The organism is Buttiauxella sp., from assembly GCF_035271705.1.
Classification (GTDB): Bacteria; Pseudomonadota; Gammaproteobacteria; order Enterobacterales; family Enterobacteriaceae; genus Buttiauxella.
The window spans coordinates 1-21783 of record NZ_DATERI010000217.1; the positions used below are offsets into that span (position 1 = coordinate 1).

A 21783-nucleotide genomic window follows, 5' to 3' on the forward strand; every position below is an offset into this window, starting at 1 on the left:
GGGTTCGGTATTCTACCGGACTCAGGCCTTTTAATTTCAGGCTTATTCTTTCGTTGTTGTAGTAATTGTTGCAGTATTCGACAGTCTAAAACAACCGCTGCCGAAAGACGGTTTTACCCTCGGTATTACCGACAATGTGACCCATACCTCGTTACCCTTGCCGGACATTGAAATCGCCATTGACCGCACCGGCATCACCGCCTGTAAATTCTGGGGGCTGGGCCATGACTCATTTAACCCCGGCGAGATACCACACCATTTGTGAGTCACACTGATTGACTTAACGTCGAATAATAAGAGAATGCTTCTTCTGGCGCGACTATCCGAACAACTGGAGTCTATCATCAGCAGTCCTCGTAGCATTCCCCTTGTCACTCAAGCGAAAACGTTAGGCACCCTTGTTGCCGCTGTTTTGTTACTCACCAGTTGCTCATCCAAACCACCGAAATCGCTGGTGACTCCTTTACCATCCGTGACGAAACCTGCTCAGGGAAAATCTGCGCAAAGTCGTGAACCGATGCGGGGTATCTGGCTTGCAACTGTTTCGCGTCTGGATTGGCCACCTGTGTCATCGGCAGATATCAGTAACGCTGACCTTCGCGTACGCCTGCAACAAAAAGCGCTGACCGATAAACTGGACAAGCTGAAAGGCCTGGGCATTAACACGGTTTTCTTCCAGGTTAAACCCGATAGCACCGCACTTTGGTCATCAAAAATTTTGCCGTGGTCAGATGTCTTTACAGGAAATATTGGTGAGAACCCGGGCTATGACCCGCTGCAATTTATGCTCGACGAATCGCATAAACGTGGCATTAAAGTCCACGCCTGGTTTAACCCCTACCGTGTCTCCACCAACACGACATCGACCACCGTTGCCAAGCTGAACCGTACATTGTCGCAGGAGCCAGCGAGTGTGTATGTCTTGCACCGGGATTGGGTCCGTACTGCGGGTGATCGCTTCGTGCTCGACCCAGGTATTCCGCAAGCGCGTGATTGGATAACCAACATCGTGGCTGAAGTCGTCAAAGGATATGATATTGATGGCGTACAGTTTGATGATTACTTCTACACCGAGACCGCCGGTTCTGCGCTTAACGACAACCAAACCTTTAAACAATACGGTCAGGGATTTAACTCAAAAGCTGACTGGCGACGCCACAATACTCAGCAATTAATCGAACAGGTTTCTCGTACTATCAAGCAGTTGAAACCTGGCGTTGAATTCGGCGTCAGCCCTGCCGGTGTGTGGCGCAATCGTTCGTTTGATCCAAATGGTTCCGATACGCGAGGGGCTGCGGCATACGATGAATCTTTTGCTGACACCCGCCAGTGGGTGCAACAAGGTCTGTTGGATTATATCGCCCCGCAGTTGTATTGGCCGTTCGCCCGTGATGCCGCTCGTTACGACGTGCTGGCAAAATGGTGGTCAGATGTGGTGAAACCGACCAACACCCGCCTCTATATTGGTGTTGCGCTGTACAAGGTCGGTGAACGTTCAAAAATCGAACCAGACTGGGTGAAAAATGGCGGAGTGCCGGAGCTGAAAAAACAGATCGATTTGAATGAATCATTGCCACAAATTAACGGCACAATTTTGTTCAGAGAAGACTACCTTAACCAACCGCAAACGCAGGAAGCCGTCAGTTACCTTAAAAGCCGGTGGGGCAATACGGTTACTCAATGAATATTCACGCAGCCGAAATAACATTGCCCGGCTAAAAGCGATATCACCCATCCGGGCATGCTTAATAGTCAATGGCTATTAAGCATAAGAAGTGAGCAATATTGAGGAAAATGTGAAGACCGGAAAATTGAGTTTATTCTGGTTGTTCAGGAATGATATCAACCGATAATCACTCTTAATCTTCATAGTGAAAATCGGTAGTGATTCATGAAAAAATTTGCATTGATTATCAGTAGTATAGTTATTGTCATGAGCTTGTCTGGTTGTATTTACAGAGATGGTGGCCATCATCACGGATCGCATCATCATCGCCACCATCGCTAATAAAGAAAAACCCCGGAATATTCCGGGGTTTTTCTTTATTAGGATTATAGAGCCAAAATAATTCAAGTTGCAGGAAGGCGACTAAGCCGTAAGTCCCCAGGAGCATAGATAACTATGTGACTGGGGCGCACGGGGTGCAGTCAACGTACCTGCAACTTGAAGTATGACGGGGATAAGATTAATAGCGTACACAAATTGATTTTAATTCCGTGTAAGCATCCAACCAGTCCGGACCAAAATCTCTGCCAGAACCGGACTGTTTCATGCCACCAAAGGGCATATTGGCATCAATAAGCGTATGGCTGTTCACCCAAACCGTACCCGCCTGAATACGCGATGAATAACTCATTGCCGCCTGCAAATTGTTGGTCCACAGGCTGGCCGTTAAACCATATTCGGTATCATTGGCCAGATGCAGTGCTTCTTCCGCATCATTAACCCGAACCAGATTCACCACCGGGCCAAACACTTCTTCATGATTCAGGCGCAATTCCGCTGCGGGGTTCACCACAAGTGTTGGCGTAACGTAGTAACCCTCGCCTTTTGGCGCCACATTCCCGCTGATAATCTCCGCATGATTTTGCTTCGCGTCGTCCAGATAACTGGCGACTTTTTGCTGATGTGCTTTAGAAACCAGCGGGTTTATGTGCGTGGTCATATCCATGCCTGCACCGACGGACAGCGATTTCACCGCTTGTTCAAACCCACTCACCAGGGTGTCAAACAAAGGGGATTCAATGTAGATGCGTGAACTGGCCGCACAAACTTGCCCCTGATTCAAGAAGCTCCCGGCCATCAACCCTTGAATAACCATCGCCGGATCGGCGTCTTTAAGCACGATGGCCGGGTTTTTACCCCCCAGTTCCAAAGTGACGTGGGTTAAACGATCCGCCGCCGCGCGTGCAATGCCTTTGCCCGTGGCAGTTGAACCGGTGAAACTCACTTTTGCTACCAGGGGATGTTGTGAAAGTGCTCGCCCGCAGACTGCACCGCTCCCCGTGACCACGTTAAACACGCCGTCGGGCACACCGGCTTCGCTGGCGAGTTCCGCAACCCGCAGCAGGGTCAGCGGTGTGGTTTCCGACGGTTTCACCACAATCGAACAACCGGCGGCCAACGCTGGCATCACTTTCCACATCCCAATAAGTAACGGGAAATTCCACGGCACGATACCCGCGACCACGCCAACCGGTTCTTTTCTGGTCCAGGCCTGATAACGAGCGCCTTCAGGCATCGGAATCGACACATCTAAGGTGCGGCCGCTTATTTTGGTGGTCAGCCCTGCGGTGTAGCGCATCCAGTTAAGCGCACAGCCCACTTCAAAAGCGCGGGAAATATTGATTGATTTACCCTGCTCAAGCGTTTCAAGCTGCGCCAGTTCTTCAGCATTTTGCTCAACCAGGTCGGCAAATTTGAGCAAGATACGCTCACGGGCGGCAGGCAACATATTGGCCCACACGCCACTGGTGAACGCACGCCAGGCCGAGGTGACAGCTTTATCGACATCGGCTTCATTGGCATCGGCACTGGTCGCGATTTGTTGCCCGTCCGCTGGGTTATAAACACTCAGGCGAGCTGGCGACCCCGAAGACTGCCAGTTTCCGTCAATATACAGCCCATGATTCCGTTTCAGAAAAGATTGAACCGACTCGAGCACAGCAACAGTATTAGCAGACATAGTTTCTCCTTATTATCGTAATGGCCAGCGGCCTTGTTTGAAGTCTAGGCCGTGGCGACGCAAAAGGTTTTTCTGTGCCTGACAATTGCTTTGTTCCCTGTGACATCCCACACAATTGCTGATGTTGTTTGCCGCTTTGTTGCCCAATTTATCTATAGTGAATTCATATACCAGACGCGAAGAACTTCCCCCGTATCGCGCAAGCTGTAACAATGAATTAACACATGGCACCCTCGGTGCAATTGGTGAGGTGAACAATGGATGAATCGGCAAATCACGAGCGTTTTGATAATTGGCTCGATAGTATCAACCGCGCCTGCGGCCCTTTCTCTGGGCAACTTTTGGACGGAGGATTTCACGGCACGTTGCTGGAGTATCACGCCAATGCCATGAAACTGAGCGTGGTTGAGACGTCCCATTCACGCCTGTTCCGCTCCCAACATGAAGTCGCCCGCAGCAATGACGCCTGGTTTTATACTGTGTTTCAACTTGATGGTGAGTCAGTACTGGAACAAGGCACTCATCAAGCCGTCTTGCACGGCGGTGATATCACCCTTATCGACGCCTCCCGCCCGTGTAGCATTACTTATACCCAGCCCACGAAACAAATTTCCCTGCTGGTCCCGCGCCATTTAATTGAGCAAAACCGGCGTTCCGGTGAACTCCCTTGTGCGCAACGGCTGGGTGCCGAGATGCCGGTGGTGAAAATGAGTCAGCGCCTGCTGCATGAAAGCATGAAAAACCCCACCCTAAATGTTTGCGAAAGCGAAGCCGCAATGGAAGCCATTATTTGCCTGCTACGCCCGGTGTTGCAGATGCGTGATGCCCAGCACTCCCGCCGTGATAAGCAACTTGAGCGCGTGATGGGCCTTATTGATAACAATATTCAGTCGGAAGATCTGCGCCCGGAATGGATTGCCAGTGAAGCGGGTATGTCAGTACGCAGTCTGTACCGCATGTTCGCCGATAAAGGCCTGGTCGTGGCGCAATACATTAAAAACCGCCGTCTGGACTTATGCGCACAAGCCCTGCGCACCGCAAGCGTCACCGAGAAACTGGCAGGAATTGGCTATAACTGGGGATTCACTGATCACAGCCATTTTTCGACCGCGTTTAAGTTACGTTTTGGCGTATCCCCTGGGGAATACCGTAAACGCTGGCAATGATTGATTAGCGAGGGAAACGTATGAAAATGCACGTTTCCCTGCTGAGGGTTCACTTCGAGGATTTTGGTCGGTGGGCGCTGCCCATGGTTTTTTCGTGGCGATTGGCTTCAACTTCACGCAACGGTTCAACCGGATGCAGCGTTTGTTGGCAACGAATAACCAGTTCCTGATATTCCCGCGTCCCCTGCTTTTTCCACTCCAGTTCATCCGCACGTAACTCACGCACGAATTTAGCCGGGCTGCCGAGGATCATTTGATTGGCGCCAAACTCAGCTCTCGCTTTCACAAACGCTGTAGCGCCAACAATACTGTTTTCGCCAATTTTCGCGCCATCAAGGATCACCGCATTCATGCCAATCAACGCATTTTTGCCAATCAAACAACCGTGCAGAATGGCGCCGTGACCGATGTGCCCATCCTCTTCAACAATCGTGTCCTGCTCCGGGAAACCGTGCATCACACAATTATCCTGCACGTTGGCACCATCTTTGACGATGATGCACCCAAAGTCGCCGCGCAAGCTGGCATTTGGCCCGATATACACCCGATGGCCGATAATCACATCACCAATCAATACGGCAGTGGGATGCACATAACTGTCTTCCGGTACCACGGGCGTTAGCCCATCGATTTGATATACAGGCATAATTTTCCTTTACGGACTCAGGTTGATTCCACCAAAGCGCTGGAAATAACCGCTTCCTGGCAGCGGTAAGTCGCCCACTGAGGTTTCTCCATGCTCGCTAACAAACAGCAGTGCGCCGGGTGCCACACGTTGATAAATGTTGATACACAGTTGGCGCGCACTTTGCCCCTGCCAGTGTGGCGGCAGCAATTCATCCGGCAGTAGTGGGTCTTTTAGCACCACGCGACGGTAGAAATGGATAAGCAAAAGTTGGATCTGGAAACAGCGCTGCGGCGTCAGTTCGCTTTCGTCCGCTTCACGTAACAATGGCAGTAACGGGCGAAACGAATGAATAAACTCACCGTAGCGTTCATTTTTATCCGTGAGCAACCAGCACTCTTCGACTCGCGCTTTGAGCGCAGTTTCCGAAGTCTGAAGCGGTGAACTGGCTTCAAAACAGATGACGTTATCCGCAACACCAGCTTCATGCAGCAAGTTTTGTACATCAGCAAGATTTTGCGACGGCGATGCCATCAGGCTTGGCGCAAGCGTGCCAAACCCCTGCCAGATAAGCTGTTTCTTGACCTGTTGCAGGGTGTTTTTCTCAAGCCCTTCAGAAAGTAACAACAGCCACTTGCCATCCCATTCGGGTTGGCCGGCACGATAGATTTTCGCTTCAGCACGGCGAGTCATGCGTTGGCCCATCTCGGTCAGGCGATAAAAACTGCGCCGCCCGACGCGCTCCACATCAAGCCAGCCCTCTTTGTTGAGTCGGAATAACGAGGTGCGCACGAAACGCTCGCCGAAACCGAGTGACTCCAGCATTGTCGCCAGACTACCCAGCCAGATTTCTCCACCGCGATGCGCCAGCGCATCACCATACAACGAGACAATCAGCGATGTTCCGCTAATGGGAACGGCGCTGACCGCCTGCTGAATAAACTGTTCCAGTTTGTTGCTCATCGTCAGACAAAAATTCCGTTTAAAACCGTCAATACCTCAAACATAGCACAGCAAAGATAATAAAAATCATATCATTACCCATGTGATTCACATTTTTGTATCTATGATTTTTTATGGAATACATTTCCAACGACGCTACGCTTATCCGACCTACAAATTTGCATTCGTAGGGCGGATAAGCACACGGTCTTTTAATGATTCGCAGCCTGGCGCAAGTCGCAAACGCGAATCGCTTTTCCTTCCGAACGTGGCAGGCTGCCGCAGTTCACAATGCTGATATCTGTCGAAATGCCGACCATGGACTTGATGCGGTGACGCAACTCATGGCACACAGAACAACGTTGTTCCTGGCTGAGATGCAAACTGCTCTCTTTGAGCTCCACCTTGACGGAAAGCGTGTCGAGATGGCCATCGCGATGCACTTCCAGCTGATAATGCGGCGCAAGGTGTTCGAACTTCACAATCTCTTCTTCGAGCTGTGACGGGAACACATTCACGCCACGGATGATCATCATGTCGTCTGAACGTCCGGTGATGCGGTCCATGCGGCGCATGGTACGCGCAGTGCCTGGCAGCAAACGAGTCAGGTCACGTGTACGGTAACGAATCACCGGCAGCGCTTCTTTGGTCAGCGTAGTGAACAGCAATTCGCCCTGCTCGCCATCTTCCAGCGGCGTGCCGCTAATGGGGTTGACGATTTCTGGATAGAAGTGATCTTCCCAAATGGTCGGGCCGTCGGTCGTTTCCAGGCACTCCATCGCCACCCCTGGGCCCATCACTTCTGACAGACCGTAAATATCCAGGGCGGTTATCCCCAAACGACGTTCGATTTCGCGGCGCATGGCGTGAGTCCACGGTTCGGCACCAAACACCCCAACACGCAGCGAGCAATCCCGCGCATCCCCGCCCATCTGGCGTTCCAGCTCTTCAATCAGATTCAGGCACCAGGATGGCGTCACCATAATCACATCCGGGCGGAAATCACGAATCAGCTGAGCCTGTTTCTCCGTTTGCCCGCCAGACATTGGGATAACCGTCGCCCCGAGGCGCTCTGCCCCATAATGCGCACCCAGGCCGCCGGTAAATAAACCGTAACCATAAGCCACATGCACTTTGTCTTTTGGCGTAGTGCCCGCAGCACGTAGCGAACGAGCAACAATATCGGCCCAGGTATCAATGTCTTTTTGCGTATAACCCACCACCGTTGGCTTACCGGTGGTGCCAGATGACGCATGGATACGTACGACTTGTTCCATCGGCACCGCAAAGGTGTCAAACGGATAGTTATCGCGCAAATCCTGTTTTGTGGTGCAGGGAAAGAGGCGAATATCATTCAGCTCTTTGAAATCATTAGGATGTACACCTACCGCATCGAATTTGCGTTTATACATCGGTACGTTGTTGTAGGCGTGGTTAAGCGTCCATTTCATACGCTGCGTTTGTAACGCCTGCAGCTCATCAATTGACGCGGTTTCAATCGGTTCCAGCTTTGTTGTTGTGTTTATCATTATAGGGTACTCGCAGGGTTGATTAACTCACACGCTCAAGGATCAGGGCAATGCCCTGGCCAACACCGATACACATCGTACAAAGGGCGAAACGTCCATTGCGGCGATGCAGTTCGTGGCTGGCGGCTAGCGCCAGTCGGGCTCCACTCATGCCCAATGGATGACCTAACGCAATCGCACCACCGTTGGGATTAACATGTGGGGCATCGTCAGGCAGCCCCAATTGTCGTAACACTCCCAGCGCCTGCGCGGCAAAGGCTTCATTGAGTTCGATAACATCCATATCGTTGATAGACAGCCCAGCCAGCTCCAACACCTTGCGGGTGGCAGGGACTGGCCCGAGTCCCATCAGACGGGGTTCAACACCCGCGGTTGCCATTGCCACAATGCGGGTTCTTGGTGTTAAACCGTGGCGACGGCTAGCCGCTTCGCTGGCAATAATCAGTGCTGCGGCACCATCGTTCACCCCAGAAGCATTACCTGCGGTGATCACCCCGTTTTTGCGGAACGGCGCTTTCAGTCCATTAAGTTGTTGATAGGTTGTTTCAGGGCGAGGATGCTCATCTTCGCGAACTTCCATCACCGACCCTTTTTTACCCTTCAGCACTACCGGTACGATTTCCTGCGCCAGGATGCCATTTTGACGCGCCTGCTCTGCGCGTTGCTGGCTACGCCACGCGAAAGCATCTTGATCTTCACGGCTAATGCTTAACAACTCAGCTACATTTTCTGCCGTTTCGGGCATGCTGTCAGTTCCAAAGTGTTCAGCCATGAGCGGGTTCACAAAACGCCAGCCGATTGTGGTATCAAACATGTCTGCCTGACGCTGGAAAGGTGTGGTTGCCTTGCCCATCACGAACGGCGCCCGAGACATTGACTCCACGCCACCGGCAATCATTAACGCGGCGTCACCGGCTTTAATGGCCCGTGCCGCCATACCTAAAGCGTCAAGACCCGAACCACAAAGGCGGTTAATGGTGGTGCCAGAAATCGTTTGCGGCAGACCGGCTAACAGCGTCGCCATCCGCGCCACGTTACGGTTATCTTCCCCCGCCTGATTTGCACAGCCCAGCAGCACATCGTCTACCGCGTTCCAGTCCAGATTCGGGTAACGCGCCATCAGTTCTTTGAGTGGAATGGCCGCCAGATCGTCGGCACGCACGGAAGAAAGTGCGCCACCGTAACGGCCAATGGGCGTTCTTACACCGTCACAGATAAATGCGTCATTCATAGTTTGGCTCCGGAAACAGTTGTGCCTATACGGTGCGAACGCCCACGAAACAGCGCTATCGTTTTCTCGTCTTGATTAATAATTTCAATGTCATACACGCCCGTTAGCCGCCCCTGAGTGCGCACCTGTGCCACTGCGGTTAGCGTGTCGCCAACAAGGCCAGGACGGACAAAATCGATGCTGCAACCGGATGCCACAGCCGCCAGCCCCTGGCTGTTGCAGGCGTAGGCAAATGCGGTGTCAGCGAGCGTAAACAGTTGCCCGCCGTGGCAGGTCTGGTAGCCATTGAGCATGGCTTCAGTAACGGTCATCGTCAGGCGCGCAAAGCCTTCACCCATCTCCTGGAGTTCAATACCCATCTGCTGCGCACAGTTGTCGCGGGCGTACATTTCCCGGGCGTGGGCCCATGCATTAATGCTCATGTTGAGTCTCCAGAAGTGTGCGTTGACGCAGCAGTGATGTCGGGCGATAGCGCTCCTCGCCGTAATGTTGTTGCAAGTTTTCCATCAGGCGCAGCACGTGCTGCCAGCCGAGTTCCGCCCCCCACGCCAGCGGGCCATGCGGGTAATTCACCCCCAGGCGCATGGCGGTATCAATGTCCTGTTCGCTTGCCACCCCTTTTTGCAGCGCGTCTGACGCTTCATTGGCCAACATCGCCACCGTGCGCCAGACCAACATGCCAGGGTAATCGTTAATCATCAGCACCTGTTTGCCCTGCTGCTGGAAGAAACGAATCGCTTTGCCGGTTTGTTCTGCGGTGTTACCTGCGGCTTGCGCCAGTACCACTAACGGTGAGCGCTGCCAATCGTTGACCAAATCCAGCAATACCACTGGCCGTTGCAGTCGTTTTGCCAGTTGAGTCGCCGTTTCACCTTGCGTGACTTGCACCCAAACGTCATCGAGTTCGAGGAATGAATCGGTGACACCGTCACTTGAATCAGTATTCTTCAGCCATGCTGCGCGACCATGGGGTTGGATATGCTCGGCGCCAGCACTGGCAGGTTGCAGTGGCATATAGGGTAAGGATTCGTTGAGCGGCCAGCTATAGACACCCTGCCCGGTTTTCTTGCCCAGACGTTTGCCAAGTACCAGTTCTTGTTGAATCAGCGACGGTAAAAAACGTCGCTCCTGCCAGAAGCCGTTAAACACCGAACAGGTGACGGCAAAGTTAACGTCCTGGCCAATCAAATCCGTCAGCGCAAGCGGCCCCATTGGGAAGCCGCCACAGTCGCGCAGTGCCGCATCAATCACGCCTGCCGGTGCAACGTGTTCTTCCAGTGCACGCCACGCTTCAGCATAAAAAGGACGGGCGACGCGGTTGACAATAAATCCTGGTGTGGAGTGGCAACGCACAGGTTGTTTCCCCCAGCGTAACGCAAGCCCAGTCAGGCTTTCGAGCACCGCGGGCGCGGTCTCCAGCCCACTCACCACTTCCACCAGTTTCATCACCGGAGCCGGATTAAAGAAATGCAGCCCCGCAACGCGCTGTGGATGTTCTACGCCGCTGGCAATCGCGGTAATGGAAATTGACGAGGTGTTACTGGCGAAAATCGTATCGGGCGAACAAACCGTGGCGAGTTCGCGAAAAATCGCCTGTTTGATATCAATTTGTTCGGCGGCGGCTTCAATCACCAGTGCCGCATCCGCCAGTTCATTAACACTCTGTGCCGCCACTAAACGGTTAACGGTGGCATTTTTGTCGGTTTCAGAAAGCTTGCCCTTCGTAACCCGAGCGCTCAGTGCCGTAGCGATACCATCAATGGCACGCGCCGCAGCGCCTGGCTGGATGTCATAAATTCTGACCGGGTGCCCCGCTTGAGCGGCAACCTGAGCAATACCTGCGCCCATGGTTCCGCTGCCAATCACGGCGATAACTGAATGTGGAGTCAGCATCATCATTTCCCCTTAAACACCGGAGGGCGTTTTGCCAGAAATGCCGACACCCCTTCGCGATAATCGTCGCTGCGCCCTGCCAGACGCTGGTAATCACGCTCCAGATCCAGTTGCGTATCGAGGGTGTTCGTTTCCGAGGCATACAGCGCTTTCTTCACCAAACCGAGGCCAAACGTCGGTTGGCTGGCAAAATGCGTGGCGAGCTGTTGGGCGGTGTCGCTTAATGATTCGTCATCAACCACTTGCCAGATAATGCCCCATTGTTGCGCCTGCTCCGCACTGAGTTTATCGCCCATGAGCGCAAGACCCATGGCACGAGCCCGTCCAGCCAGGCGCGGCAGGAACCAGGTACCGCCACAATCAGGAACCAAACCTAGCTTGCTGAAAGACATAATAAAATGGGCAGAACGCGCGGCGATAACCATGTCGCATCCCAATGCCAGCGTGGCACCTGCGCCTGCGGCAACGCCGTTAACCGCGGCAATCACCGGTTTTGGCAGTTTTGCCAGCCGTTTAACCAGCGGGTTATAGAAGTTTTCTACTGATGCGCCTAAATCGGGTGCTGCAGCGGTGGGGTCGACGTTACGGTCGTTTAAGTCCTGTCCGGCACAAAATGCTCGCCCGGCACCGGTAATCAGCAGGCAGCGAATGGTGTCGTCACGCTCGGCCTGCGTAAGAACCTCAGCCAGCTGGCGGTGCATTTCATCGTTAAAGCTGTTCAGGCGTTCAGGGCGATTAAGCGTCAGCGTCATTACGCCGTTTTGCACATCGCTAAGAATGAAATTCATGGTTATCGTCCTTTAAACGCAGCGGGTCGTTTTTCGAGGAATGCGGCGATGCCTTCCTGCCTGTCTTCGGTTGCCGCCAGCAGCGTAAAAAGCTGGCGCTCTTGCTGTAAGCCCTGAGTAAGAGAAACCTCGTGCGCCTGGCGCAGCGCGGTTTTTGCCGCCTGCAATGCCAACGGCGCATGTTGTGCGATGCGAGCGGCCAGTTTTTGGGTGTACTCCAGCGTCAGCGCCGCCGGGCAGACTTCAGCAACCAGCCCAGCCTGCTGCGCTTGTCCGGCGTTAATCGTCTCGCCAGTCAATACCATGCGGTAGGCCAGTGCTTTACCGACGCTACGAATCAGTCGTTGTGTGCCGCCAGCCCCCGGCATGATGCCCAGGGTGATTTCCGGTAGCCCGAAACTGGCGTTATCCCCGGCCAACACGATGTCGCAAAGCATTGCCAGCTCGCAGCCGGCACCCAGTGCATAACCGTTTACGGCGGCCAGCAACGGTTTAGGGAAACGTTCGATACGTGCCCAAAGCTGCGGGCGCGGGTCGTTTAAGGTCGCGGGCATATCGCGGCTGGCCATCTCTTTGAGGTCAGCTCCGGCGGCGAAAAACCGTGAGTTACCGGTGACCACCACCGCGCCAATGCTGTCATCGTTTTGGGCTTGCTCAAGCGCCTGCGCAAGTTGCTCTAGTAGCGCATTGTTCAGGGCGTTGCGCGCCTCCGGGCGATTTAACGTCAGCGTCAACACGCGATTTTTTTGGCAACTTATCAGTTCGTTCATCAAAGCCCCTGTGCGTCAAAGTCGATTACCACGTCATTGCCTTTGGGCAGTGACTGGCAACTTAAGATGTAACCCGCCGCCAGTTGATCTGGCTCGAGGCTGTAATTGACGCCCATTTCCACTTCACCACTCACCACTTTGCAGCGACAAGTGGCGCACACGCCGCCTTTACAGGCGTAGGGCAGATCCGCGCCCTGGCGCAATGCCGCGTCGAGAATGCTTTCGTCGTGGGAGTCGAGGGTAATTTTGCGCTCACGCCCGTCCAGGCGCAGGGTCACCACTTTTCCGGCGGCCTGCTCCCGGCGCTCGCGGCTCGGTGCCGTGCCAGGTGTGTTGAAGTGTTCGATGAAAATGGCTTCTTTTGCGACGCCCATTGCAAGCAGCGCGGCCTCGGTTTCCTGCATCATGTTCTGTGGGCCACAAATAAAGGTCCGATCAAAGCCTTTTACATCCAGCAGATGGTCACCCAGCGCTTTGACTTTCGCGCCGTCGAGTCGCCCACTGAGCAGTTCGCTTTCCTGCACTTCCTGGCTAAACAGATAGATAAGCTGCAAACGCTGCGTGTAGCGGTCTTTCAGGTCTGCCAGCGCCTGGCGGAACATCATGCTGCGGCTGCTACGGTTACCATAAACCAGCGTCACGCGGCTGTTCGCCTCAGTGGCCAGTGTGGCGCTAACAATAGCGAGCATTGGCGTGATGCCAGAACCGACCGCCAGGGCCAAATAGTTGCCTGTGGTAGCCGGTTGCGGCTGGTAACCAAATATCCCCTGCGGGATCATCACGTCCATCGCCGTTCCTGCCACTAAGTCGGTCAGCGCGTACTGGGAAAAGCGCCCGCCGTCGATGGCTTTCACCGCCACACAAATCTCACCTGGCTGTTCGACGCGGCAAATGGAGTAGCAGCGGCGTAACTCTTCGCCACCCAGTCGCGTTTTCAGGGTCAAATGCTGGCCGGGTTTGAAAGCGTAATGTGCCTGCAAATCTGGAGGTACTGCAAAAGTGATGGCAACCGCTTCAGGAGTTTCCTGCTCAATGCGCGCCACCGTTAGCGAATGAAACGTTGTCATGGCAACCTCAAATACATTTAAAGTAATCAAAGGGTTCACGGCAGCTATCGCAGCGATATAACGCTTTGCAGGCCGTCGATCCGAATTCACTAATCAGCGAGGTATGCACACTGCCGCAGCGCGGGCAACTCACGTCTACCGCGGCTGATGTAGCGTGGCAAGCGTGCCCTTGTGGCGGGCTGATGCCGTATTCACGCAAACGTGTTTTGGCCGCAGGCGTCATCCAGTCGGTAGTCCACGCCGGGTGCAGCATCTGTTCAATGTGCACCGGATGAAGGTCCGCTTTCTCCATCGCTTCATTAATCGCCTTGAGCAGAAACTCGGTGGCCGGGCAGCCCGAATAGGTTGGCGTGAAACCAATGTGCCAGCCGTCAGCCCGATGGTGAACGCTGCGCACCATACCGAGATCGGTGATGGTCAGCACCGGGATTTCAGGGTCGCTGATTTGCCCGAGAATGCGCCATACTTCGCGAGTTTGCGCCGGTTCAACCACATCGAGAGTTTGCATCTTTACCTCACTACCATTGCTGATTGGGGTACGCGCGTTGCAGATACTGCATTTCTGCCAGCAGCGGTCCGAGATGTTCGGTGTGCAGCCCCTGTTTACCGCCCGTGCGATATTGCGCTTCCTGCGGTTTAACCAGCGTTGCCTCAAGCAGACCACCGAATACTTCTGCTTCCCAGGCCGCACGCAGCGTGCGTGGGTCCACCGCGATGCCAAGTTCTGCGAGGCTGATTTCCAGCTCGTCGGCTTCAAACATTTCACCGCTAAAACGCCACAGTTTGTTCAGCGAGTGCTGCATTTTTTGCTGGGATAATTCGGTACCGTTGCCTAAGCGAACCAACCAACCACGGCTGAATCGCAAGTGATAACGCACTTCTTTGATGGCTTTCGCGGCAATGGCGGCAAGCTGTGCATCGCGGCTGGCAGCCAGGCGCTCAAACAGCACCACATGCCAGGCATCCAGCAGATACTGGCGCATCAAGGTGTCGGCAAAATCGCCGTTCGGTTGCTCTGCCAGTAACACATTGCGGTACTGACGTTCGTCGCGGCCAAATGCCAGTTTGTCTTCATCAAACTCTTCGCCCTGAAGTTCGGCGGCATAGGTGAGGAAATTGCGCGCCTGGCCGAGTAAATCCAGGCCGATATTGGCCAGCGCCAGGTCAATCTCCAGCTCCGGCGCGTGTCCACACCACGCCGTTAAGCGCTGTGCCAGCACCAGGCAGGTGTCGCCGATACGCAAGGTGTAGGTGGTTAATGGGGAATAAGTCATTTCGCGCCTCACATGTGCTCGATGCCATCAGGGATGGTGTAGAACGTCGGGTGGCGATAAATTTTTGTTTCCGCCGGATCAAAAAAGGCACCGCGTTCTTCAGGCTGGGAAGCAACGATTTCGCTCGCTTTCACCACCCAGATTGAGCAGCCTTCACTGCGGCGGGTGTAGGCATCCCGAGCGTTTTCCAGCGCCATTTGTTCATCAGCGGCGTGCAAGCTGCCGACGTGACGATGGGACAAACCCTGTTTGCTGCGGATAAACACTTCGTATAACGGCCAGTGAACTTTGCTCATAACATTCTCCTTTACGCGACGTTGCGGGCGTGTTGTTTTTCGGCGTAAGCCAGGGCGGCTTCTCGTACCCAAGTGCCCTCTTCCCAGGCTTTGCGTTTGGCGGCCAGCCGCTCTTCGTTGCACAGCCCGCGTCCTGCGATCACTTCATTAAATTCGTGCCAGTCAATTTCGCTGAATTCGTAATGCCCGGTGGTGTCGTTCCAGTGCAGACCGTCGTCCGGTACCGTCATGCCAAGCATTTCAACTTGCGGCACGGTGTTATCCACAAAGCGCTGGCGCAGCTCGTCATTACCAAAACGTTTGATTTTCCAGGCCAGGCTCTGGGCGCTATTCGGTGAGTTGTCATCGTTCGGGCCAAACATCATCAACGCAGGCCACCAGAAACGGTTGATGGCGTCTTGCAACATCTGGCGTTGCTCTTCGCTACCCTGAGCCAGCACGTTGCAGGCTTCAAAACCCTGGCGCTGGTGGAAGCTCTCTTCTTTGCAGATTTTCACCATCGCACGGGCATACGGGCCGTAAGAGGTACGGCACAGAGCGACCTGATTAACAATCGCCGCGCCATCGACCAACCAGCCGATCACGCCAATATCCGCCCAGTTGAGCGTGGGGTAATTGAAGATGGAGGAGTATTTCATCTTGCCGTCGAGCATCTTCTGGTAGATGTCTTCTCGTGCGCAGCCGAGTGTTTCCGCGGCGCTATACAGATAAAGCCCGTGTCCAGCTTCGTCTTGCACCTTGGCTAACAAAATGGCTTTGCGCTTCAGACTCGGTGCGCGGGTCAGCCAGTTACCTTCCGGCAGCATGCCCACAATCTCGGAATGGGCGTGTTGCCCAATCTGGCGGATCAGCGTTTTGCGGTATTCGTCCGGCATCCAATCCTGCGCTTCAATCGCAATTTCCTGTGCGATTCGCTCATCAAAGCGGTGTTGTTCAGTCACGTCATCACCTTTTATGATTCAAAAAAGATTCGATAATTACGGTTTTGCGAATCACTTGATGATTAAAAGTTACAGACAAGTTAACTAAAACACCAAAATTATCACACATACTTTGTGAGCATTATCACGATAAATATCAATTATTACTTATTATTCATATGCATGAAAAAATACCGAAAAACACGCCAAATCACATTGTTAATATATTATTAAATTACATCTTGATTTTTATGATTCACAAATCAACCATTGATGCAATTAAACGTAATTCTTAGTGGAGTGCGAAATGCAACAGTTAACAAGTTATCTGTCAGGTTTTTGGGTGATGGGACACGGCAAAGAACGCACGATAAATCATGCAATTAGCGGCGAAGCACTGTATCAGGTGACGAGTGAAGGGTTGGATATGGCGCACGCCCGCCGTTACGCCATCGACAACGGTGGTACTGCATTACGCGAGATGACCTTTGTGCAACGCGCCGCCATGATCAAAGCGGTAGCGAAACATCTGTTGGCCAATAAAGAATCGTTTTACGCCATTTCATATCAGACAGGTGCAACGCGAGCAGATAGCTGGGTGGATATTGAAGGGGGTATCGGCACCCTGTTCGCTTATGCGGGCATGGGGAACCGCGAATTGCCGGATGACGTGTTGTGGCCAGAAGACGAAATGATCCCGCTGTCGAAACAAGGTGGATTTGCCGCCCGCCATGTGCTGACGTCTAAGTCCGGCATGGCGTTACACATCAATGCGTTTAACTTCCCGTGCTGGGGAATGCTGGAAAAACTGGCTCCGACGTGGCTTGCCGGTATGCCTGCCATGATCAAACCTGGTACCGCGAGCGCCCAGTTAACGCACGCAATGGTGAAATCGATTGTTGATTCAGGGCTGGTGCCGGATGGTGCCATCAGCCTGATTTGCGGCGGCGTGGCTAACCTGTTTGATTTGCTCGACGAGCAGGATGTGGTGACATTTACCGGTTCTGCCAGTACCGGTCAAAAGTTACGTTGTCACTCTAATATTATTGCCCGTTCAATACCCTTCACCATGGAAGCCGATTCCTTGAACTGTTGTGTACTGGGGGAAGATATCACCCCAGAACAGCCTGAATTTGCACTGTTTATCCGTGAAGTGGTGCGCGAAATGACGGCAAAAGCTGGGCAAAAATGTACCGCTATTCGCCGCATCATGGTTCCACAGGCGCAACTGGAAAGCGTCACACAAGCATTGCAGGCAAAACTTACCAAAATCCAGCCCGGCGACCCCGCTCAGGAAGGCGTGAAGATGGGCGCTTTGGTCAGCATTGAACAGCGTGATGATGTCCAAAGCAAAGTGCAGCAGTTGATTAACGCTGGTTGCAAAGTGGTGGTTGGCGGCCAGGCCGATACCACTCGCGCTGGGGCATTTTTCCCACCGACGCTGTTGCTGTGCCAACAACCGGATGAAACCCCTGCGGTTCACGAACTGGAAGCTTTCGGCCCCGTTGCCACCGTAATGCCTTATCAAAATGCGGAACACGCAATGGCGCTGGCGCGTGCCGGCCAGGGGAGCCTTGCGGGGACGCTGGTGACAGCTAATGGCGATATTGCGCGCCAGTTTATTTTGGGTGCTGCGCGGGCGCATGGACGTATTCAGGTGCTGAATCAAGAATCATCGGTGGAATCTACCGGCCACGGTTCGCCATTACCAATGCTGGTACACGGCGGCCCAGGGCGTGCTGGGGGTGGCGAAGAACTCGGTGGCTTGCGTGCGGTGAAACATTACATGCAACGTACGGCGATTCAGGGTAGCCCATCAATGCTTGCGGCGGTGAGTAAACAGTGGAGCTACGGGGCGGCTGTGAAAGAGGATGCCGTTCACCCTTTCCGTAAGCACTTCGAGGAGTTACAGATTGGCGAAAGTCTGCTGACGGCACGGCGCACCATTACCGAAGCCGATATTGTGAATTTTGCCAACCTCAGTGGCGACCATTTCTATGCCCACGTCGATAAAATCGGGGCGGCAGAATCGTTCTTTGGTGAGCGCGTGGCACACGGCTACTTTGTGGTTTCTGCCGCAGCGGGGCTGTTTGTTGACCCAGGTGTGGGGCCTGTTATCGCCAACTACGGCATGGAAAACTTGCGTTTTATCGAACCGGTGAAAATCGGCGATACCCTGCAAGTGCGCCTGACCTGTAAACGCAAAACGGCCAAGCCACAGAAAACCGCAGAAGATAAGCCAGTCGGCGTCGTGGAATGGGCGGTAGAAGTCCTAAATCAGGACAACCAGTCTGTGGCGTTATATTCCATTTTGACGCTGGTTGCGCGCAGGAATTAAGCATTTTTGTCGGATGACGTAACGCTTATCCGACCTAAGAATGGCCGGAGTTTTGTGTAGGGTGGATAAGCATAGCGTCATCCACCCTTAATTTGGCAAGGCCAACAAACAAGTTGGCAAGCAGCACAATATCTCTTGTCGCAGAAGTTGTTATTTTGAATTCATGCCTTTTTGTCAACACACAACAATAAATTACATCAGCCAAGAGTGAGAATTTCATGAATTTAACAACCGGAAAGAAAGCCCTGGCTTTAGCCATCGCACTCCTGACATCTTCAGGCGCCCTTGCCCACAGCAACGCCGCTAAGATGGTGCCGATGGAAAAAACTCTGACGGAGTTTGGTGCTGATATTCAGTGGGATGGCTATGCACAGATGTACACCATCGTTAAAGATGGTGCGTTTGTGAAAGTAAAACCCAATACCAAATCGGCGATAGTGAATGGCAAAACATTACAGCTACAAGTGCCGATTATCTTCAAAAATAAGAAGGCATATATTTCTGAAGGCTTTATTAACGAGGTTTTCCAGTCTGGTCTGGATCAAACTTTCGCAGTTGAGAAAAAGCCGCATCCACTTAATTCATTAACCGCAGATGAAATATCAAAAGCGGTGTCGATTGTTCAGGCCGCTCCGGACTTTAAAAGCGGGACGCGTTTTACTGAAATATCCCTGCACGAGCCACCGAAAGACCAGGTTTGGCAGTTCGTGATGAGCGGCCAGGCGGTGACAGCACCTCGTCAGGCGGATGTGATTATGCTCGACGGGATTCATATCGTTGAAGGTGTGGTGGATTTGGACGCCGGTAAAGTGGTGTCATGGACACCGATTGAAGGCGCACATGGCATGGTCTTGATCGATGATTTCTTCAGCGTACAGAGCATTATCAACGGCAGCAAAGAGTACGCTGAAGCGCTGAAAAAACATGGTGTCGACGACCCAACCAAAGTGATTACCACCCCGCTGACGGTGGGCTTCTTTGATGGTAAAGATGGCCTGGAACATAACCAGCGCCTGCTGAAAGTGGTGAGTTATCTTGATACGGGCGATGGCAACTACTGGGCGCATCCGATTGAAAACCTTGTCGCCGTGGTTGATCTTGAGCAGAAGAAAATCATCAAGATTGAAGAAGGCCAGGTGATCCCGGTGCCGATGAATCCGCGTCCGTTTGATGGCCGTGACCGCGTAGCGCCGACGGTTAAGCCGTTAGAAATTGTTGAGCCAGAAGGCAAAAACTACACCATTACTGGCGATACCATTCACTGGCAGAACTGGGATTTCCACCTGCGCCTGAACTCCCGCGTCGGGCCGATTCTTTCGACCGTGACTTATAACGACAACGGCAACAAACGCAAAGTGATGTACGAAGGGTCTCTCGGCGGCATGATTGTCCCTTATGGTGACCCTGATGTTGGCTGGTATTTCAAAGCTTATCTGGATGCGGGTGATTACGGCATGGGTACGCTGACATCCCCTCTAGCTCGCGGCAAAGATGCGCCAGTGAATGCGGTTTTGCTGGATGAAACTATTGCTGATTACACCGGGAAACCGACCACCATCCCACACGCGGTTGCGGTATTTGAGCGCTACGCAGGGCCTGAATATAAACATCAGGAAATGGGGCAACCGAATATCAGTACCGAACGTCGGGAATTGGTGGTGCGTTGGGTCAGTACCGTGGGTAACTACGATTACATCTTTGACTGGGTATTCCACCAGAACGGCACCATCGGCATTGATGCTGGCGCAACCGGTATTGAAGCGGTGAAAGGCGTGAAAGCCAAAACCATGCACGATGAAACCGCCAAAGACGACACCCAATACGGCACGCTTATCGACCACAATATTGTTGGCACCACGCACCAACATATCTACAACTTCCGCCTGGATATGGATGTAGATGGTGAGAACAACAAACTGGTCGCACTCGACCCGGAAGTGAAACCGAACACCGCTGGCGGCCCGCGCACCAGTACTATGCAAATCAACCAGCACGATATTAGTACTGAGCAGGAAGCGGCACAGAAGTTTGACCCAGGTACCATTCGTTTACTGAGTAACACCAGTAAAGAGAACAAAATGGGCAATCCGGTTTCGTACCAAATCATTCCGTTTGCAGGCGGCACGCATCCGGTGGCGTCCGGCGCGAAGTTCGCCCCGGATGAGTGGATTTATAACCGCCTGAGTTTTATGGATAAACAACTGTGGGTGACACGTTACAACCCTGAAGAACGTTATCCGGAAGGCAAATACCCGAACCGTTCGGCGCACGACACCGGTCTTGGCCAGTACAGCAAAGATAATCAGACGCTGGATAACCAGGATGATGTGGTCTGGATGACAACCGGCACCACTCACGTCGCCCGCGCCGAAGAGTGGCCAATCATGCCAACGGAATGGGTTCACACGCTGCTGAAACCGTGGAACTTCTTTAATGAGACGCCAACGCTGAATCTGGCGGGGAAAAAAGAGCAGAAATAACAGCCGGATGACGCAGCACTTATCCGCCCTACGATAACCGAGTTAACGGGTTTTGCAGGGCGAATAAGCGCAAACGTCATCCGCCCTTATTCCTCGGTGTTACACGTGTGTATTTGAAATATTACTCACTCAGTTATCGCAGTGGCCTTGTTTGGCCATGCGGACTTCTGGTTTAGAGACAACGCGTGTGCCTTCGGTTTCAGTTGATTCACTTACACCCGCACCACCAACGAATGCGCCCATTTTAATATATTGCCTGATAAAGTAATTTTTCCCGGCTTTCATGAACAAAGACAGATCATTTGCTGAAAATTCAGACTCAGTTGAAACCTTGTGAGTCTGATCGCCGGTTACTTGCATATAGAAAAAGGTTCTATCCGCAGTTTCACCAATACATTTTCCATCAACATAGAGATCTTTCTTGAGTGCTTTACCCACGAAACTGTCGCGATAAATATATAATCCAGCTTTATTCTGCTCCGGTGCAGGGAATGCTTTCGCGGCGATGGACTCTGGCTCTGGAGCCAATGGGACGCTGGCACAGCCACTGAGCAGTAAAGCGGTCAAAACAACGGCAGACAGAAATAAATTTTTGGTTTTCATCCAAACAAATCCTTGTAGTTAAGTAATTTAATAGTTAAGCAATGTAATAGTCGATTAATGCAATTTCTAATTTTAAATAAAAAAATACGCGCAAGAATCTATTAGGATTCTTGTTAACATGCGCCCGTTCAGGACGTAGCAATGTCACCATCGACGAATGAAAAGTCAAGTAATC

General features: G+C 52.8%; 19 protein-coding genes and 1 pseudogene. 4 read left to right on the forward strand and 16 right to left on the reverse strand.

The genetic code is table 11. The features are described 5' to 3' along the window. Nucleotides 1-82 (reverse strand): annotated as a pseudogene (locus tag VJY99_RS19320) (IS3 family transposase); the annotation flags it as partial. Nucleotides 83-301: 219 nt separating this feature from the next. Here VJY99_RS19320 and VJY99_RS19325 point away from each other — a divergent pair. Then, nucleotides 302-1684 (forward strand): glycoside hydrolase family 10 protein, encoded by a 1383-nt coding sequence (locus VJY99_RS19325; protein WP_324121381.1) that lies wholly within the window; start codon nucleotides 302-304, stop codon nucleotides 1682-1684. Between the two features lie 502 nt (nucleotides 1685-2186). Here VJY99_RS19325 and VJY99_RS19330 read toward each other — a convergent pair. Continuing rightward, nucleotides 2187-3686 carry an aldehyde dehydrogenase family protein gene (locus VJY99_RS19330; protein WP_324121382.1) on the reverse strand — a complete coding sequence of 500 codons (1500 nt, stop codon included), beginning with the start codon at nucleotides 3684-3686 and terminating at the stop codon, nucleotides 2187-2189. Nucleotides 3687-3943: 257 nt separating this feature from the next. Between VJY99_RS19330 and feaR the strand changes: the two genes are divergently transcribed. Further along, nucleotides 3944-4852, forward strand: a complete 909-nt coding sequence (feaR, locus tag VJY99_RS19335) for a transcriptional regulator FeaR (protein ID WP_324121384.1) — start codon at nucleotides 3944-3946, stop codon at nucleotides 4850-4852. A 49-nt stretch (nucleotides 4853-4901) separates the two neighbouring features. On the opposite strand, the gene paaY is transcribed toward feaR, so the two are convergent. From paaY to paaA, 13 genes are all read right to left on the reverse strand, one after another. Beyond that, nucleotides 4902-5498: a phenylacetic acid degradation protein PaaY gene (gene paaY / locus VJY99_RS19340; protein ID WP_324121387.1), complete on the reverse strand. Its 597-nt coding sequence runs from the start codon at nucleotides 5496-5498 to the stop codon at nucleotides 4902-4904. Nucleotides 5499-5507: 9 nt separating this feature from the next. Then, nucleotides 5508-6440: a phenylacetic acid degradation operon negative regulatory protein PaaX gene (gene paaX / locus VJY99_RS19345; protein WP_324121389.1), complete on the reverse strand. Its 933-nt coding sequence runs from the start codon at nucleotides 6438-6440 to the stop codon at nucleotides 5508-5510. A gap of 191 nt (nucleotides 6441-6631) precedes the next feature. After that, on the reverse strand, nucleotides 6632-7948 hold the full coding sequence (paaK, locus tag VJY99_RS19350) for a phenylacetate--CoA ligase PaaK (protein ID WP_414641629.1): 1317 nt from the start codon (nucleotides 7946-7948) through the stop codon (nucleotides 6632-6634). Between the two features lie 22 nt (nucleotides 7949-7970). After that, the gene (gene pcaF / locus VJY99_RS19355) at nucleotides 7971-9179 is read right to left on the reverse strand and encodes a 3-oxoadipyl-CoA thiolase (RefSeq protein WP_324121391.1); all 1209 of its coding nucleotides are present in this window, start codon (nucleotides 9177-9179) and stop codon (nucleotides 7971-7973) included. Then, nucleotides 9176-9601, reverse strand: a complete 426-nt coding sequence (paaI, locus tag VJY99_RS19360) for a hydroxyphenylacetyl-CoA thioesterase PaaI (protein WP_324121393.1) — start codon at nucleotides 9599-9601, stop codon at nucleotides 9176-9178. The genes pcaF and paaI overlap by 4 nt, the downstream gene beginning before the upstream one ends. Beyond that, a complete protein-coding gene (gene paaH / locus VJY99_RS19365) occupies nucleotides 9591-11075 on the reverse strand; it encodes a 3-hydroxyacyl-CoA dehydrogenase PaaH (protein ID WP_324121395.1) in 1485 nt (494 codons plus the stop codon). The genes paaI and paaH overlap by 11 nt, the downstream gene beginning before the upstream one ends. Next, complete coding sequence (gene paaG, locus VJY99_RS19370) at nucleotides 11075-11860, reverse strand: 2-(1,2-epoxy-1,2-dihydrophenyl)acetyl-CoA isomerase PaaG (protein ID WP_324121397.1); 786 nt, start codon at nucleotides 11858-11860, stop codon at nucleotides 11075-11077. Before paaG ends, paaH begins: the two co-directional genes overlap by 1 nt. Before the next feature lie 2 nt (nucleotides 11861-11862). Beyond that, nucleotides 11863-12630, reverse strand: a complete 768-nt coding sequence (gene paaF / locus VJY99_RS19375) for a 2,3-dehydroadipyl-CoA hydratase PaaF (protein WP_324121399.1) — start codon at nucleotides 12628-12630, stop codon at nucleotides 11863-11865. After that, a complete protein-coding gene (gene paaE, locus VJY99_RS19380) occupies nucleotides 12630-13697 on the reverse strand; it encodes a 1,2-phenylacetyl-CoA epoxidase subunit PaaE (RefSeq protein ID WP_324121401.1) in 1068 nt (355 codons plus the stop codon). Before paaE ends, paaF begins: the two co-directional genes overlap by 1 nt. A gap of 7 nt (nucleotides 13698-13704) precedes the next feature. Next, on the reverse strand, nucleotides 13705-14205 hold the full coding sequence (gene paaD / locus VJY99_RS19385) for a 1,2-phenylacetyl-CoA epoxidase subunit PaaD (protein WP_324121403.1): 501 nt from the start codon (nucleotides 14203-14205) through the stop codon (nucleotides 13705-13707). Nucleotides 14206-14215: 10 nt separating this feature from the next. Next, a complete protein-coding gene (gene paaC / locus VJY99_RS19390) occupies nucleotides 14216-14971 on the reverse strand; it encodes a 1,2-phenylacetyl-CoA epoxidase subunit PaaC (protein ID WP_324121405.1) in 756 nt (251 codons plus the stop codon). 8 nt (nucleotides 14972-14979) lie between these two features. Continuing rightward, a complete protein-coding gene (gene paaB, locus VJY99_RS19395) occupies nucleotides 14980-15267 on the reverse strand; it encodes a 1,2-phenylacetyl-CoA epoxidase subunit PaaB (protein WP_324121407.1) in 288 nt (95 codons plus the stop codon). Between the two features lie 11 nt (nucleotides 15268-15278). Next, nucleotides 15279-16208 carry a 1,2-phenylacetyl-CoA epoxidase subunit PaaA gene (gene paaA, locus VJY99_RS19400; RefSeq protein WP_324121409.1) on the reverse strand — a complete coding sequence of 310 codons (930 nt, stop codon included), beginning with the start codon at nucleotides 16206-16208 and terminating at the stop codon, nucleotides 15279-15281. A 286-nt stretch (nucleotides 16209-16494) separates the two neighbouring features. Here paaA and paaZ point away from each other — a divergent pair, with 286 nt between their 5' ends. Together paaZ and tynA are read left to right on the forward strand one after the other, a co-directional pair. Beyond that, nucleotides 16495-18525 carry a phenylacetic acid degradation bifunctional protein PaaZ gene (gene paaZ, locus VJY99_RS19405; RefSeq protein ID WP_324121410.1) on the forward strand — a complete coding sequence of 677 codons (2031 nt, stop codon included), beginning with the start codon at nucleotides 16495-16497 and terminating at the stop codon, nucleotides 18523-18525. Between the two features lie 218 nt (nucleotides 18526-18743). Further along, nucleotides 18744-21005: a primary-amine oxidase gene (gene tynA, locus VJY99_RS19410; protein WP_324121412.1), complete on the forward strand. Its 2262-nt coding sequence runs from the start codon at nucleotides 18744-18746 to the stop codon at nucleotides 21003-21005. 129 nt (nucleotides 21006-21134) lie between these two features. Here tynA and VJY99_RS19415 read toward each other — a convergent pair whose 3' ends face one another. Continuing rightward, the gene (locus VJY99_RS19415) at nucleotides 21135-21608 is read right to left on the reverse strand and encodes a DUF2846 domain-containing protein (RefSeq protein WP_324121414.1); all 474 of its coding nucleotides are present in this window, start codon (nucleotides 21606-21608) and stop codon (nucleotides 21135-21137) included. Nucleotides 21609-21783 lie beyond the last annotated feature (175 nt).